This window comes from Bradyrhizobium sp. NBAIM14 (assembly GCF_020193895.1).
GTDB classification, from domain to species: domain Bacteria; phylum Pseudomonadota; class Alphaproteobacteria; order Rhizobiales; family Xanthobacteraceae; genus Bradyrhizobium; species Bradyrhizobium yuanmingense.
Genome location: NZ_JADYVQ010000002.1, coordinates 499,685 through 513,758 on the forward strand (window position 1 = coordinate 499,685; position 14,074 = coordinate 513,758).

Consider the following 14,074-nt stretch of genomic DNA (forward strand, 5'->3'; position numbering starts at 1 on the left):
CCCTATGTGGTCGAAACCTTCATTGCCTCCAGAACTGCGGCTGAATCCGCGACCCAACCGAAGATGCCGCCCTGGGCCTTGATCATCTTCAGGCCCATCTCGTGAAACTCGGGGAAGTAGGACGCGCAGCCGTCGGCGATGACGACGCAGCGATAGCCGCGGTCGTTGGCCTCGCGCACCGTGGTGTTGACGCACACTTCGGTGGTGACGCCGCACACCAGCAAATTCTCGATGCCGTATTTTTCCAGGACCTCGCCGAGCTCGGTCGCGTAGAACGCCCCCTTGCCGGGCTTGTCGATCACGATTTCGCTGTCGAGCGGATAGAGCTCGGGAATGATGTCGTGGCCGGCCTCGCCGCGAATGAGGATGCGGCCCATCGGACCGGGATCGCCGATGCGAAGGCTCGGCGCGCCGCGCTCGACCTTGGCCGGCGGCGCGTCGGAGAGATCGGGCAGATGCCCCTCGCGCGTGTGAATGACCAGCATGCCGGTGTCGCGCGCGGCCGTCAGCACCGCGCCGATCGGCTTCACCGCGCGCGCGAGCTGGCTGACGTCGTTGCCCAGCGTCTCGCCGAAACCGCCGGGCTCCATGAAGTCGCGCTGCATGTCGATGATGAGGAGCGCGGTGGCGGGCCAGTCGAGCGTTATCGGCTCAGGCTCGGCGCTGACGACGCCCCTTGTCGGCTTGGCTGAGTTCAACATGACGGCCCCGCGAGAACTCTCCTGAGCGGGAGTTCTGCAAGCGCCGTGCCATTGTGTACAATTGCGGTTGAGCGCGGGTAGCGAGGGAATTTGTCGTCTGGTCAGAAGGTTACGCCGGCGATCGGCGTCTGCTTATTCCCTGTGCGACGGCTTCGCGCCGTGCATCTGCTTAAAGGATGAGCGGCCTCCGCTCGTCATTCCGGGGCGACGCGAAGCGTCGAGCCCGGAATCCATCGGGCGGCAGTGCGCGAGGTGAGATGGATTCTCTGATGCGCAATTGCGCATCATAGCTCGCGCTGCGCGCGCCCCGGAATGACGGGAGTGGGACTACCGCCCCGCCCCATACAACTGCCGATGCTCTTCCTCATACGGGGCGTAAGACTCCTTCAGCGTCGCCATGTTCAGCAGCATGGCCGCCACCATCGTGCCCGCCTTGTCGAACACGCGCGTCTTGACCCAGGCGCTTTCGGTGCGGCGGCTGCCGGACAGCGCGACCACTTCGCGCTCGACCTCGTATTCCTCGCCCTCGAAAAGTGGACCCTTCAGCAGGCGGATCTCCTGGTCGGCGAACAGGCCGACGGCCGGGCCCTTGGCCGGCAGCGGATCGTCCTTGGAGCGGTACTGGAACAGCACGCTCAGCATCTCCATCGGGATGATGGGCTTGCCCCACGGATTATCCGCGCCCGAATAGTACGGCGAGCTTTCGGTGATGACGGCGAGCTTCTGCCTCAGCGAGAACGGATAGAGGTCGCCCATGTTCTGGTCGAACGCCATGCGCACCGACTGCCGCTTGCTGGTCTGCGCCACCTTCACATCGCGCAAGATCACGGGATCAGTGAGCGGCTTGAGCTCGCCAAGGCGCGCCTCGAGCGCCGTTGCAACCGGCAAATCGCCGACTGATGCCGTGCCGCGCAGCACCTCAGTGCCGTCGCGCTTGACCATCTGGATCTGGCACTGGCGGGTGCCGGGCAATGGCTTCGCCAGGATCGCCTGCACCTCTTCGCCCTCGTAGCAGACGCTGCGGTAATGTGCTGAAAGGCAGCCTATCTCGAACCAAGCCTGCCCCCACAGCCGCTCGCCGAGCGGAGCGAACTGGCTGAAATGCGTCGGGCCCTCGATCGTGCCGCCCTTGAAGCCGAGCTTCTGCGCGGTGGCGTCGTCATGGATCGAGGCGTGCGCGTCATAGGTCTGCGCCTGCAGCATCTGGCGTGGCTGACGCCACGGCCCGATCAGGGCCTCGGCCGTCTCCGTGATCTCGGTGTCGAATGCGTTTGCAGTCATGGCGCTCTCCGCGTGCAAGCCATGACTAGCAGGAGCGCCACGGATGCGGCCAGCGATATTGACTTCGCTGGCCCATCCTTTTGACTGTCACAATTCGCATCGCGCAGCCGCGATTCCTCCCGCAGCGCAAACCTCCCGCCGAACGAAAGACGAGGACTTCCGAATGACGCTGTTGCAGGTCGAGCTGGACGACAAATACCGGCTCGAATCGAAGCGGATCTTCCTGTCCGGCACACAGGCCCTGGTCCGCCTGCCCATGTTGCAGCGCGAACGCGACCGGCTTCAGGGCCTCAACACCGGCGGCTTCATCTCGGGCTATCGCGGTTCCCCGCTCGGCATGTACGACCACGCGTTGTGGCGGGCGAAGTCGCACCTTCAGCAGCACGACATCGCTTTCGTCCCTGGTTTGAACGAGGACCTCGCCGCAACTGCGGTCTGGGGCAGCCAACAGGTCGGCCTGTTTCCCGGAGCCAAGGTCGATGGCGTGTTCGGAATCTGGTACGGCAAGGGCCCGGGCGTCGACCGCTCGGTCGATGCGCTCAAGCACGCCAATGCCGCCGGCACCTCGCGCAACGGCGGCGTGCTGGCGCTCGCTGGCGACGACCACGGCTGCCAGTCCTCGACGCTGGCGCATCAGAGCGAGCAGGTGTTCGCGGCGGCGCTGATTCCCGTGATCAATCCTGCCACGCTCCAGGACTATCTCGACCTCGGCCTCTACGGTTTTGCACTGTCGCGCTTCTCGGGCTGCTGGGTCGGCTTCAAGGCGATCAGCGAGACCGTGGAGAGCTCCGCGTCGATCTATAGCGACCCTGAACGCATCCAGATCGTGGTGCCCGACGATTTCGAGATGCCGCCCGGCGGCCTCAACATCCGCTGGCCCGATCCGCCGCTCGAGGCTGAGAAGCGCCTGTTCGGCCCCAAGATGGCCGCGGTGCAGGCCTTCGCCCGCGCCAACCAGCTCGACCGCATGGTGCTAGATTCCAAGCCTGCGCGGCTCGGCATCGTCGCGACTGGAAAAGCCTATCTCGACCTGCGCCAGGCGCTCGTTGATCTCGGTATCACCGACAAGGACGCGCAGGACCTGGGCCTTCGCATATACAAGGTCGCCTTGACCTGGCCGCTGGAGGAAAGCGGCGCGAAACGTTTCGCTGAAGGTCTTCAGGACGTGCTGGTGGTCGAGGAGAAGCGCGGCTTCATCGAAGACCAGCTGATGCGGATCCTCTACAACGTCGATGCCTCAAAGCGCCCGACCGTCACCGGCAAGCGCGATGAGCGCGGCGCACCGCTGTTGCCGAGCGAGGGCGAGCTGACGCCGACCATCGTCGCTGGCGCGCTGGTGGCGCGCTTGCGCAAGCTCGGCCATCACAGTCCCGTGCTGGAGCAGCGCCTCGCCAGGCTCGAGGCCTTCGACAACCCGGTGACGACCAGCACGCCGATCAAGCTCGCGCGCACGCCGTTCTTCTGCTCGGGCTGCCCGCACAACACCTCGACGCGGGTGCCCGAGGGCAGCCGCGCCATGGCCGGCATCGGCTGCCACGGCATGGCGCTGAGCATGCCGACCCGCCGCACGGATCTGATCTCGCATATGGGCGCCGAGGGCGTGAACTGGATCGGCCAGTCGCCCTTCACGAACGAGAATCACATCTTCCAGAATCTCGGCGACGGCACCTACACGCATTCCGGCCTGCTCGCCCTTCGTGCGGCTTCGGCCGCCGGCATCAACATCACCTACAAGATCCTCTACAACGACGCCGTGGCGATGACCGGCGGCCAGCCCGCCGAAGGCGCCTTCAACGTCGCGCAGATCGCCCATCAAGTCTGGGCCGAAGGCGTCAAGCGGCTTGCGATCGTCTCCGACGATCCCACAAAGTATCCGCAAGGCGGATACTTCCCGCAAGGCGCGACCATCCACCACCGCCGCGAGCTCGATGCCGTGCAGCGCGAGCTGCGCGATATCAAGGGCCTAACGGTCATCATCTACGACCAGACCTGCGCCGCCGAGAAGCGCCGCCGCCGTAAGCGCGGGCTCTATCCCGATCCCGCCAAGCGCGCCTTCATCAACGAGCTCGTTTGCGAAGGTTGCGGCGATTGCTCGCAGGCCTCGAACTGCGTCTCGGTGCAGCCGCTGGAGACCGAATTCGGCCGCAAGCGCCAGATCGACCAGTCGAACTGCAACAAGGACTTTTCCTGCGTCGAGGGCTTTTGCCCGAGCTTCGTCACCGTCCATGGCGGCTCGCTGAAGCGGATGAAGACCTCGGCTGTGGATTCCGGCCAGCTGTTCGCGGATCTGCCGCTGCCGCCGGCGCGTGAGCTGGACGGGCCCTACAACATCCTCGTCACCGGCATCGGCGGCACCGGCGTCATCACCATCGGTGCCCTGCTCGGCATGGCTGCCCATGTCGACGGCCGCGGCTGCTCGGCGCTCGACTTCACCGGCCTGTCGCAGAAGAACGGCGCGGTGATGAGCCATGTCCGCATCGCCCCAAAGCCGGAGGACATCTCCGCCGTCCGCATCACCACCGGCGGCGCCGATGTCATCCTCGGCTGCGACATGATCGTCTCCGCGGGCCCGACGGCGCTGAGCCGCGCCGAGCGCGGCGTGACCAAGGCCTACATCAACGCTGATCTGCAGCCGACCGCGAGCTTCGTGCAAAACCCCGATCTCGATTTCGAGATGGGCGCGATGCAGACCGTGCTCCGCGACGCGATCGGCGACAACAACCTCGACATCATCGACGCAACAGGCATTGCCGCGGCACTGATGGGCGATTCCATCGCCACCAATCCCTTCATGCTCGGCTTTGCGTTCCAGAAGGGCGCGATCCCGCTGTCGCTGGAGGCCCTGCTCCGCGCCATCGAGATCAACGGCGCTGCGATCGAGATGAACAAGCTCGCCTTCACCTGGGGCCGGCTCGCTGCCCACGACATGTCGCGCGTGCGCAGCGTGCTCCAGTTCAAGGCAAGAGCGTCCGCGCCTGCGAAATCGCTCGACGATATCATCGCGACGCGCGCCGAATTCCTGACCTTCTATCAGGACAAGGCCTATGCCGACCGCTACCTCGCAGCCGTCGCCAAGGTGCGCAAGGCGGAGAGCACGGCTTCGGCGGGGTCAACCGAGCTCACCGAAGCGATCGCAAAGAACCTGTTCAAGCTGATGTCCTACAAGGACGAATATGAAGTCGCCCGGCTCTACACCGACGGCAGCTTCGCCAAGAAAGTCTCGGAGAAGTTCGACGGCGACTTCACGCTGAAGTATCACCTCGCACCGCCGATCTTCGCCAAGCGCGACAAGACGACCGGACATCTGCAGAAGCAGGAGTTCGGCAGCTGGATGATCCACGCCTTCCGCGTGCTCGCCAGGCTCAAGTTCCTGCGCGGCAGCGTGTTCGATCCGTTCGGCCGCACCGGGGAGCGCCGGACTGAGCGGAAATTGATCGCGGATTATCTGGCGATGATCGACCAGCGGATCACAGGGCTGAAGCCGGATCAAATCCCGCTGCTGGCAAGGCTTGCGCGCGTGCCGGAGACCATCCGCGGCTTCGGCCACGTCAAGGAAGCCAACATCAGGCTGGCGGCGGCCGAGACGGCGCGGCTGGAAGCGGAGCTGGAGAACAGCCGCTTTGCCGCCGCGGCGGAGTAGAGGCTAGGCGCCAGCCCCTCTCCGCGTCAGCCACACACTCGCTGTCATCGCCCGGTTCAGCGCGCCGGCCTGCGCTCGATCGGGTCGATGTCGATCGCCCGGAGGCGGCCGAGGCGCAGCACGTCCATGGGTAGCCGGCGGCCGATCCGGTCGCGGTCGAGCACGCGGATCAGATCGTCGACGCCGTTGATCTCGACGCCGTCGAGCCTGATCACGACGTCGCCGGGCAACAGGCCTGCCTTCGCCGCTGGTCCATCCGGCTCGATCTGCATCAGAAGCGCGCCCATCTTGTTCTCGACGCCGGCCAGCACCGCGTGCCGCCGCGGGACCGGCGCGGTCTGCCCGGCGACACCGATATAGGCGCGGCGGACATAGCCGTGGCGGATGATCTCCGACAGCACGAATTGCGCGGTGTTGCTGGCGACCGCAAAACAGATTCCTTGCGCGCCATTGATGATCGCGGTGTTGATGCCGATCACCTCGGCATGCGACGACACCAGCGGCCCGCCGGAATTGCCGGGATTGAGGGCGGCATCGGTCTGGATCACGTCCTCGATGGTGCGCCCGCTCACCGAGCGGATCGAGCGGCCGAGCGCCGAGACCACGCCGGCCGTCACGGTCGATTCGAAGCCGAGCGGATTGCCGATCGCGATCACGAGCTGGCCGCGCCGCAGGCTCTTGGAATTGCCGAGCGCGGCATAGGGCAAGTGCCGCACGCCATTGGCACGCAGCAGCGCCAGATCCGTATCGGGATCAACGCCGAGCACCTGGGCGTCGCCGACATGGCCTTCGACGTCGCGCAGCCGGATCTCCTTCGACGTGCCGACCACATGACTGTTGGTGAGCACGAGCCCATCCGGCGAGATCACGATGCCGGAGCCGAGCCCGCCGCGCTCGCGACCGTTCGACACCTTGGGGCCGGTCTCGACGCGCACGACCGCGGGCCCGACCCGGTCGGTCACGTCGATCACGGCATTGGAATAGGCGTCCAGCAGCGCCCGGTCATCGGCCGGGCCAGGCGCCGTCGTTCGCGGTGACGGTGCGTCATCGGCGATATCTGATGTGAAGTCCAACATGGCAAGAGTCCTTGAGGCTCACACAGATGGTGGCCTGTTCCCGTCGCCGCAAGGGCCCGCCTGGAGCGCAGCGCCGGGCTGCCCAGATGGCTAGGGCGGGCGCCTCAGCGAGCCACCTCTCGCCTTGACCGGATCGAGCAGTGACCAGTCCCCCTCTGGGAGCACATGGCCCTTGGGGAAAGGCGCGCGCAGCTCGAGCCCCAGCGAGCTCAGTACGCGGTCATCGCGGTAATAGCATTGCAGCACGACACGGACGAGGGTTGCGGCGGCAACGCCGCCGTTCTTCCGAAACTCGTGCACCACCGCGTCGCGTCTGGCGGCATCGAGCTCGGCGAGCGGGCCCCCGGCGAGCCGCGCCAAATGATCCAGCGCCGCCGCCACCAATTTGGTATCGCGACCGAGCGTTGCCAGCATGTCGGCCTGGATCGCGGGATCATCGGCGCCCGGCACCTTGTACTCGTCACTGGCCGGGATGATCATCGCGGCGACAGCGCGGAGGTCGTCGCGCTGCCTGCGTGTCAGTTGGTTGTCTGCGGACATCACACCCTCAATCGAACAGATTGGCGAGGCGCTGCTTCATCTGGTCGGCGATGTAGAGCGCGAGGGCCTGGATGGTGGAGGTCGGGTTCACGCCGCCCGAGGTGACGAAGATGCTGCCGTCGACGATGAAGAGGTTCTTCACGTCGTGCGCGCGGCCCCATTCGTTGACGACGGAACGCTCGGGGTCGGTGCCCATGCGCGCGGTGCCGAGCAGGTGCCAGCCGCCCCAGGGGATCGGCGAGTTGACGCAGATGTCGCTCGCGCCGGCCGTCTCGAGAAACTCGCGGCCGCGCGCCAGCGCGTGCTCCATCATCTTCCGGCTGTTCTCGCTGATGGTGTAGTCGACCTTCGGCGCGGGAATGCCGTGACTGTCCTTCAGCACCGGATCGAGCGTGACACGATTGTGCTCCTCCGGCAAATCCTCGCAGATTGCGGAGAAACCAAGCCGGTGGCCGTTCAGCTTGCGGAACACGCGGTGGTGATCCTCGCCCCACGGCAAGATGCCCTTCTGCTCGCTGACTACGGCCTCGAACACCGGCCCGGCCCCGCGCACGAACTGCACGCCATAGCCGCGCACGAAGCCGCGCGACAGGTCGGTGTCGTACCATTGCTTGCTCCACAGACAGGTCGGCGGCGCGCGGTTAGAGTCGGTCGGCTCCTTCACATAGCCGTAGATCTGCGCATAGGGGTGGAACATCAGGTTCTTGCCGACGAGGCCCGACGAATTGGCGAGCCCGTTGGGGAAGCGGCCCGATGCCGAGTTGAGCAGCAGCCGCGGCGTGCCGACGCCGTTGCAGGCGATGACGACGACATGCGCGGGCTGAAACTGCTCGACGCCGTCCTTGTCGTAATAGACCACGCCCGAGGCCATGCCGTTCTCGTCGGTGGTGATCTCGCGCACCCGGCAATGCGTGCGCAGCTCGACGCCGGCACGGATCGCATGCGGCCAATAGGTGATGTCGGTGGAGGATTTTGCGCCTTGCGCGCAGGCCGGCGTGCAATGCCCGAGATTGATGCAGCGCGCCCGGCCCTCGTAGTCCATCGTCGCGACCGTGGTGTCCGACGGCCACCAGTGCCAGCCGAGCTTGTTCATGGCCTTGGCGATGATGGCGCCGGACAGGCCCATCGGCTGCTGCGGCATCGGCGGATGCGTCAGCGGCGACAGCGGATCGCCCGATAGCCCCGACGTGCCCATCATGCGGTCGTTCTCTTCGAAGAACGGAGTCAATGCCTCGTAGTCGATCGGCCAGTCGTCGGCGACGCCGTCGAGCGTCTTCACCTTGAAATCGGAGGGATGCAGCCGCGGCCAGTGCGCGGTGTACATCACCGTCGAGCCGCCGACCGCGTTGTAGTTCACGACCTTGATCGGAGAGTTGTCGTCGTTGATCGGGTAGTCCTCGGGACGGCCGCGAACATTGGGGCTCGACGACCACTCGCCGTAGAACTTGGCCTCCCAGTCGCGGCCCGTGCTGGGATATTCCGCCGGGTTCATCCAGCCGCCCTGCTCCAGGCAGAGGATGTGCATCTTGGTCTCGGCCAGCGACCACGCCACCGCCGCGCCCGAAGCGCCGGCGCCGATGATCAGGACATCCACCGGGTCTTTCATCGCAACCTTGTCCTCCCCCTCGCCGCTTACCGGGCGATTCGGCCTTGCGCGGTCAGCGAGGCCGGCGAAACGATACGGGCAGAGCGCCGGCGGAGTAAAGCGGCGGGGCCGGAATGTCGCACTTCGCGAGGCGCAGACCATTGGTCTCGCCAGATCCGGATGCTAGGAACGGGGCGCACGAGCCATCGATAAGCGAGACCGTATGTCCTTCCAGAAATTCGTTGCCGCCACCCGCGCTTTTGCGCTCGTTTCGTTTCTCGCCTGGTCCGGATTTCTGGCCTCGTCCGGACCAGTTTCCGCGCTGACCGGCGCCGCGACGGCCCGTGACGGCAACTCGGTCCAGCTCGGCGACGTCACCTACCGGCTCGACGGCGTCGACGCGCCGGAGCTCGACCAGGTCTGCATCGACAATAAAGCCGATGCCTGGACCTGCGGCATCGAGGCCCGCGACCAGCTCGCGAAGCTCATCAACAAACGAACGGTGCGCTGCGACGATGTCGGGCCCGAGAAGAGCTTTGGCAAGCGGCACCGCGCCATCTGCACGGCCGAAGGCGACAAGGCCAGCCTGAACGAGCAGCTGATCAAGCTCGGCTTTGCCCTCGCACGCGAGCCGATGAAGGCCAACGTCAAGCCGGCAGCCACCGAGGCCAAGACGACGGCGGCGGGGATCTGGAAGGGCTGTTTTGTTGCACCGCAAGATTTCCGCAGCGGCAAGAAGGACGGCGCGCTGCTGGGCACCGCCTGCCGCCCGGACCGCGACAAGGAAATCCGCGCCGTGCTGTTTCCGGAGGAGCTGACCATGCCCCCCAACTGCAGCATCAAGGGCAAGCTCGCGGTGCGCGCCCGCGTCACCGGCAATATCGGCATCTACCATCTGCGCGGATGTCCGAGCTATCCCGCGACCACGACACCGGATCGCTGGTTCTGCTCGGAGGACGACGCCCAGGCGGCCGGCTTCCGCAAGGCCTACAATTGCCGCCGGCCAAGGTGAGCAAGCTCCCTCACGCACCCCTGAGTGGTAATCCGAGACCGTATTGATCCGGAATTGAACTTCGTCGGCGGTTGCTGCATTTGTATGCCAACGCAAGCGCCCTTGCGCGAGCGTTTCCTTGGCAGCAATCCGGCTCCGGCCGATTGTCTTTGCTTGGGCGTTTCCTCCCTAGACTTGGGCCGCTTGTCACAAGCAAGCGGCTCTTTCTTTTTGTGCGTCGCTCCAAACCGAGGCCGTCATGCCCGGGCTTGTCCCGGGCATTCACGTGCTTCGTGCGTGAAGCAAGGCGTGGATGGCCGGGTCAAGCCTGGTCAAGCCCGGCCATGACGATGCGGCGAGATCAACGCATCAAGCTCACGACTTGCTCTCTGCGATGCGCGCTACTGTCGCATCATGATCTGGTCCATCGGCGGCATGTTGGCGTTGAGATTCGCCATGATCCAGACCGTGCCGCCGACCACCAGGAACACCACCAGCAGCCCGAAGGCGAGCGCCAGCACGTTGTTGGTGTTATCGGGGCCGGTGGTGATGTGCAGGAAGAACACCAGATGCACGCCCATCTGTGCGATCGCGAGCACGATCAGCGCGACGGGAATCGAGGGCTGCCAGACCAGGTCCGTGCCGGCGATGAAGAACGACGTCGCCGTGAGCAGCAGCGCGAGCACGAGCCCGACGACGTAACCGAGGATCCTTGCGCCGACGCTATGCTCTTCTTCCTCGCCCGGCGCGAGGTCGCGTTTGACCATCCCATGCGTCTGCTCACTCATGGCGCGCTCCCGAGCAGGTAAACGACGGAGAACACTGCGACCCAGACGATGTCGAGCGCGTGCCAGAACAGCGCAAAGCACGTCATCCGGCGCAAGATGTCTGCGCGAAAGCCCTTGGCGAACACCTGGGCCATCATGGTGAGAAGCCACAGCACGCCGGCGGAGACGTGAAGGCCATGGCAGCCGACCAGCGAGAAGAACGCGGTCAGGAACGCACTGCGTGACGGGCCATAGCCGCGCGCGATGAGGTCGGCAAATTCGCGAAACTCGAGAACGAGGAATATCAGCCCGAGCACGCAGGTCACGGTCATGCTAAGATAAAACCAGAACCGGTTGCGCACGTCGGCGGCGATGCTGGCCATGCCGCAGGTGAAGCTCGACAACAGCAGGCAGACCGTCTCGATCGCCACGTTCCTCTGCTCGAAGATCTCCGCGCCCTTGGGGCCGCCGGCGGTCTGGCCTGACAGCACCGCATAGGCCGCGAAGAAGCAGGAGAACATCACGATGTCGGAGAGCAGGAAGATCCAGAAGCCGTAGGCGGTCACGATCCGCTTCGGCGCGGGGCCGGGATGCTCGATGACGAGGCCGATATGATGGGGATCGGCGTGCGCGTGGCTTGCGGTCGCGGTCATCGCCATCAGACTGCTCCCGCCATGCTGACGAGGTTGCGCCGTTCCTCGATGTTGCTGCGGTCGATGCGGGCGACCTCCTCGGCCGGGATGACGTATTCGTCATGGTCGCGCCAGGCGAACACGACGAAGGTCGCCCAAGCGCCCAAGCCGCCCAGGATCACCATCCACCAGATGTGCCAGATCAGCGCGAATCCCATGATGGTGGCGAAGAAGGCACAGACGAATCCGGTCGGGGAATTCCGGGGCATCTCGATATCCTGATAATCCGGCGTCTTATGCGCGAGCGATTGCTGCCTCGCGCGCGCCTTCATATCCCAATAGGCGTCCTCGCCGCGCACATCGGGATTGAAGGCGAAGTTGAACGCCGGCGGCGGCGACGAGGTTGCCCATTCCAGCGAGCGCCCGTCCCAGGGATCGCCGGTGCGGTCGCGCAACGCCTCGCGATTGCGGATGCTGACGACGAGCTGCACGATCTGGCAGATCACCCCGATCGTCAGCACCGCCACGCCGACCGCCGCAACGATCATCCAGGGCCGCCAGGCCGCGACGTCGTAGTGCTGCATGCGCCGGGTCATGCCGAGCATGCCGGCAATGTAGAGCGGCATGAAGGTTATGAAGAAACCGATGAAGGTGAACCAGAACGCGGCCTTGCCCCAGCGTTCGTCGAGACGGAACCCGAACGCCTTCGGGAACCAGTACTCGAAGCCGGCAAAAACACCGAACAGCACGCCGCCGATGATCACGTTGTGGAAGTGCGCCACCAGGAACATGCTGTTGTGGAGCATGAAGTCGGCCGGCGGCACCGCGAGCAGCACGCCGGTCAGTCCGCCGATGAGAAACGTCACCATGAAGCCGACCGACCACAACATTGGTGTCGCAAAACGGATGCGGCCGCCATACATCGTGAACAGCCAATTGTAGATCTTCACGCCGGTCGGTATCGCAATGATCATGCTGGCGATGCCGAAGATGGCATTGACGTTGGGACCTGCGCCCATCGTGAAGAAGTGGTGCAGCCAGACCATGAAGGAGACGACACAGATCGCCATGGTCGCGAGCACCATGGAGCGGTAGCCGAATAGCGCCTTGCCGGAGAAGGTCGAGACCACCTCGGAGAAGATGCCGAAGGCGGGCAGCACCAGGATGTAGACCTCGGGATGGCCCCAGGCCCAGATCAGGTTCATGAACATCATGACGTTGCCGCCGGCCTCGTTGGTGAAGAAGTGGAAGCCGAGATAGCGGTCGAGCAGCAGCATCGCGAGCGTCGCGGTGAGGATCGGGAACGCCGCGACGATGAGGAGGTTCGAGGCGAGCGTGGTCCAGCAGAACATCGGCATGCGCAGGTAGTTCATGCCCTTGGTGCGCAGCTTCAGCACGGTGGTGACGAGATTGATGCCGGCCACCAGCGTGCCGACGCCGGAGATCTGCAGCGACCAGGCGTAATAGTCGACGCCGACGCCGGGCGAATAGGACAGTTCCGACAGCGGCGGAAAGGCGAGCCAGCCGGTGCGCGCGAATTCGCCGACCACGAGCGAGATATTGACCAAGAGCGCACCCGTCGCCGTCAGCCAGAAGCCGACCGAATTGAGCGTCGGGAAGGCGACGTCGCGCACGCCGAGCTGGAGCGGTACGATGAGGTTCATCAGCCCGATCACGAACGGCATCGCCACGAAGAAGATCATGATGGTGCCGTGCGCGGAGAATATCTGGTTGTAGTGCTCCGGCGGCAGATAGCCCTGCGATTGATACGCCACAGCCTGCTGGATCCGCATCATGATGGCGTCGCTGCCGCCGCGCAGCAGCATGACCGAGGCGAGCAGGATGTACATGACGCCGATGCGCTTGTGATCGACGCTGGTGATCCATTCGTGCCAGAGATAGGGCAGATGTCCCTTCACCACGACCCAGCCCAGCACGCCGAGGATCGCGACCAGCACCACCGCGCCGGCGACGAGCGGAATCGGCTGGTCGAGCGGGATGGCCGACCAATCGAGCTTACCGAGCATCATGGCCTCCACTGTGCGACCGGCCTGCTTCGGACGCGAGGGCCGGCCCGGGCCCCGGCGGAATGTGCTGGGTCGCGATCAAATCGAACAGGCGCGGATCGTCGAGGCGGTAGACCGGCCTGCCCTTCTCAATGCCCTGCTGCATCAGCTTCTTGTAGCTGTCCTCGTTCAGCACCGCGTCCGTCTTCGCCGTGTTCGCCACCCAGTCCGGGAAGGCGAGCGGCGAGATCACGTTGACGTCGAACATCATGTCCGGGAAACCGTCGCCGGAGAAATGCGCGGACAGACCCTGAAGCTTGCCTTCGTTGTCGGCGCGCAGGTTCAGCTTCGTCACCATGCCGTTCATGGTGTAGATCATGCTGCCGAGCTGCGGGATGAAGAACGTGTTCATCACGCTCGATGACGTCAGCTGGAAATTCAGCTCGGCGCCGGCCGGCACCGTCAGCGTGTTGACGGTGGCGATGCGCTGGTCCGGGTAGATGAACAGCCATTTCCAGTCGAGCGAGACCGCCTGGATCCGCACTGGGCTGCCGGTGCCCGGAACGGGCGCGGCGGGATCGAGCTGGTGCGAGCCGATCCAGGCGACGCCGCCGAGCAGGATCACGGTGAGCGCCGGAATAGACCACACCACCATCTCGACGCGGCCGGAATAGACGAACTCCGGCTGGTAGCGCGCCCTCGGATTCGAGGCGCGAAACCAGAACGCGAAAGCCAGAATCGCGAAAATGGTCGGCACCACGATCACGAGCATGATGAAGACCGAATCGACCAAAATAGTTCTATTGGCCGCAGCCACGGGCCCTTGCGGATCGAGCAGATTCATCGGCAAGCCAC

The 14,074-nt window shown here is 65.0% G+C and carries 11 protein-coding genes; 2 read left to right on the forward strand and 9 right to left on the reverse strand.

Features of this window, described 5'->3' with window-relative positions; all coding sequences use genetic code 11:
- Nucleotides 1-2: 2 nt before the first annotated feature.
- Nucleotides 3-701 carry a cysteine hydrolase family protein gene (locus I6F28_RS08000; RefSeq protein WP_225139651.1) on the reverse strand — a complete coding sequence of 233 codons (699 nt, stop codon included), beginning with the start codon at nt 699-701 and terminating at the stop codon, nt 3-5.
- 327 nt (nt 702-1,028) lie between these two features.
- Complete coding sequence (locus I6F28_RS08005; protein ID WP_057026814.1) at nt 1,029-1,982, reverse strand: hypothetical protein; 954 nt, start codon at nt 1,980-1,982, stop codon at nt 1,029-1,031.
- Between the two features lie 163 nt (nt 1,983-2,145).
- Between I6F28_RS08005 and I6F28_RS08010 the strand changes: the two genes are divergently transcribed.
- Nucleotides 2,146-5,622 carry an indolepyruvate ferredoxin oxidoreductase family protein gene (locus I6F28_RS08010; protein ID WP_225139652.1) on the forward strand — a complete coding sequence of 1,159 codons (3,477 nt, stop codon included), beginning with the start codon at nt 2,146-2,148 and terminating at the stop codon, nt 5,620-5,622.
- Between the two features lie 56 nt (nt 5,623-5,678).
- On the opposite strand, the gene I6F28_RS08015 is transcribed toward I6F28_RS08010, so the two are convergent.
- From I6F28_RS08015 to I6F28_RS08025, 3 genes are all read right to left on the reverse strand, one after another.
- Nucleotides 5,679-6,698 carry a S1C family serine protease gene (locus I6F28_RS08015; RefSeq protein WP_225139653.1) on the reverse strand — a complete coding sequence of 340 codons (1,020 nt, stop codon included), beginning with the start codon at nt 6,696-6,698 and terminating at the stop codon, nt 5,679-5,681.
- A gap of 90 nt (nt 6,699-6,788) precedes the next feature.
- Entirely contained in the window at nt 6,789-7,238 is a 450-nt protein-coding gene (locus I6F28_RS08020) for a gluconate 2-dehydrogenase subunit 3 family protein (protein ID WP_225139654.1), read from the reverse strand.
- Between the two features lie 7 nt (nt 7,239-7,245).
- Nucleotides 7,246-8,844 (reverse strand): GMC family oxidoreductase, encoded by a 1,599-nt coding sequence (locus I6F28_RS08025; protein WP_225139655.1) that lies wholly within the window; start codon nt 8,842-8,844, stop codon nt 7,246-7,248.
- Nucleotides 8,845-9,046: 202 nt separating this feature from the next.
- Here I6F28_RS08025 and I6F28_RS08030 point away from each other — a divergent pair, with 202 nt between their 5' ends.
- Nucleotides 9,047-9,835, forward strand: coding sequence for a thermonuclease family protein (locus I6F28_RS08030; RefSeq protein WP_036004291.1), 789 nt, complete (start codon nt 9,047-9,049; stop codon nt 9,833-9,835).
- Nucleotides 9,836-10,215: 380 nt separating this feature from the next.
- Here the strand turns inward: I6F28_RS08030 and cyoD are convergent, their stop codons facing one another.
- Genes cyoD through I6F28_RS08050 form a run of 4 tightly spaced genes read right to left on the reverse strand, consistent with a single transcriptional unit; the run spans nt 10,216 to nt 14,063 of the window.
- Complete coding sequence (gene cyoD / locus I6F28_RS08035; protein WP_225139656.1) at nt 10,216-10,602, reverse strand: cytochrome o ubiquinol oxidase subunit IV; 387 nt, start codon at nt 10,600-10,602, stop codon at nt 10,216-10,218.
- Nucleotides 10,599-11,240, reverse strand: coding sequence for a cytochrome (ubi)quinol oxidase subunit III (locus I6F28_RS08040; RefSeq protein ID WP_036037890.1), 642 nt, complete (start codon nt 11,238-11,240; stop codon nt 10,599-10,601). The genes cyoD and I6F28_RS08040 overlap by 4 nt, the downstream gene beginning before the upstream one ends.
- The gene (cyoB, locus tag I6F28_RS08045) at nt 11,240-13,240 is read right to left on the reverse strand and encodes a cytochrome o ubiquinol oxidase subunit I (protein WP_225139723.1); all 2,001 of its coding nucleotides are present in this window, start codon (nt 13,238-13,240) and stop codon (nt 11,240-11,242) included. The genes I6F28_RS08040 and cyoB overlap by 1 nt, the downstream gene beginning before the upstream one ends.
- Complete coding sequence (locus I6F28_RS08050; protein WP_036026020.1) at nt 13,230-14,063, reverse strand: cytochrome ubiquinol oxidase subunit II family protein; 834 nt, start codon at nt 14,061-14,063, stop codon at nt 13,230-13,232. The genes cyoB and I6F28_RS08050 overlap by 11 nt, the downstream gene beginning before the upstream one ends.
- Nucleotides 14,064-14,074 lie beyond the last annotated feature (11 nt).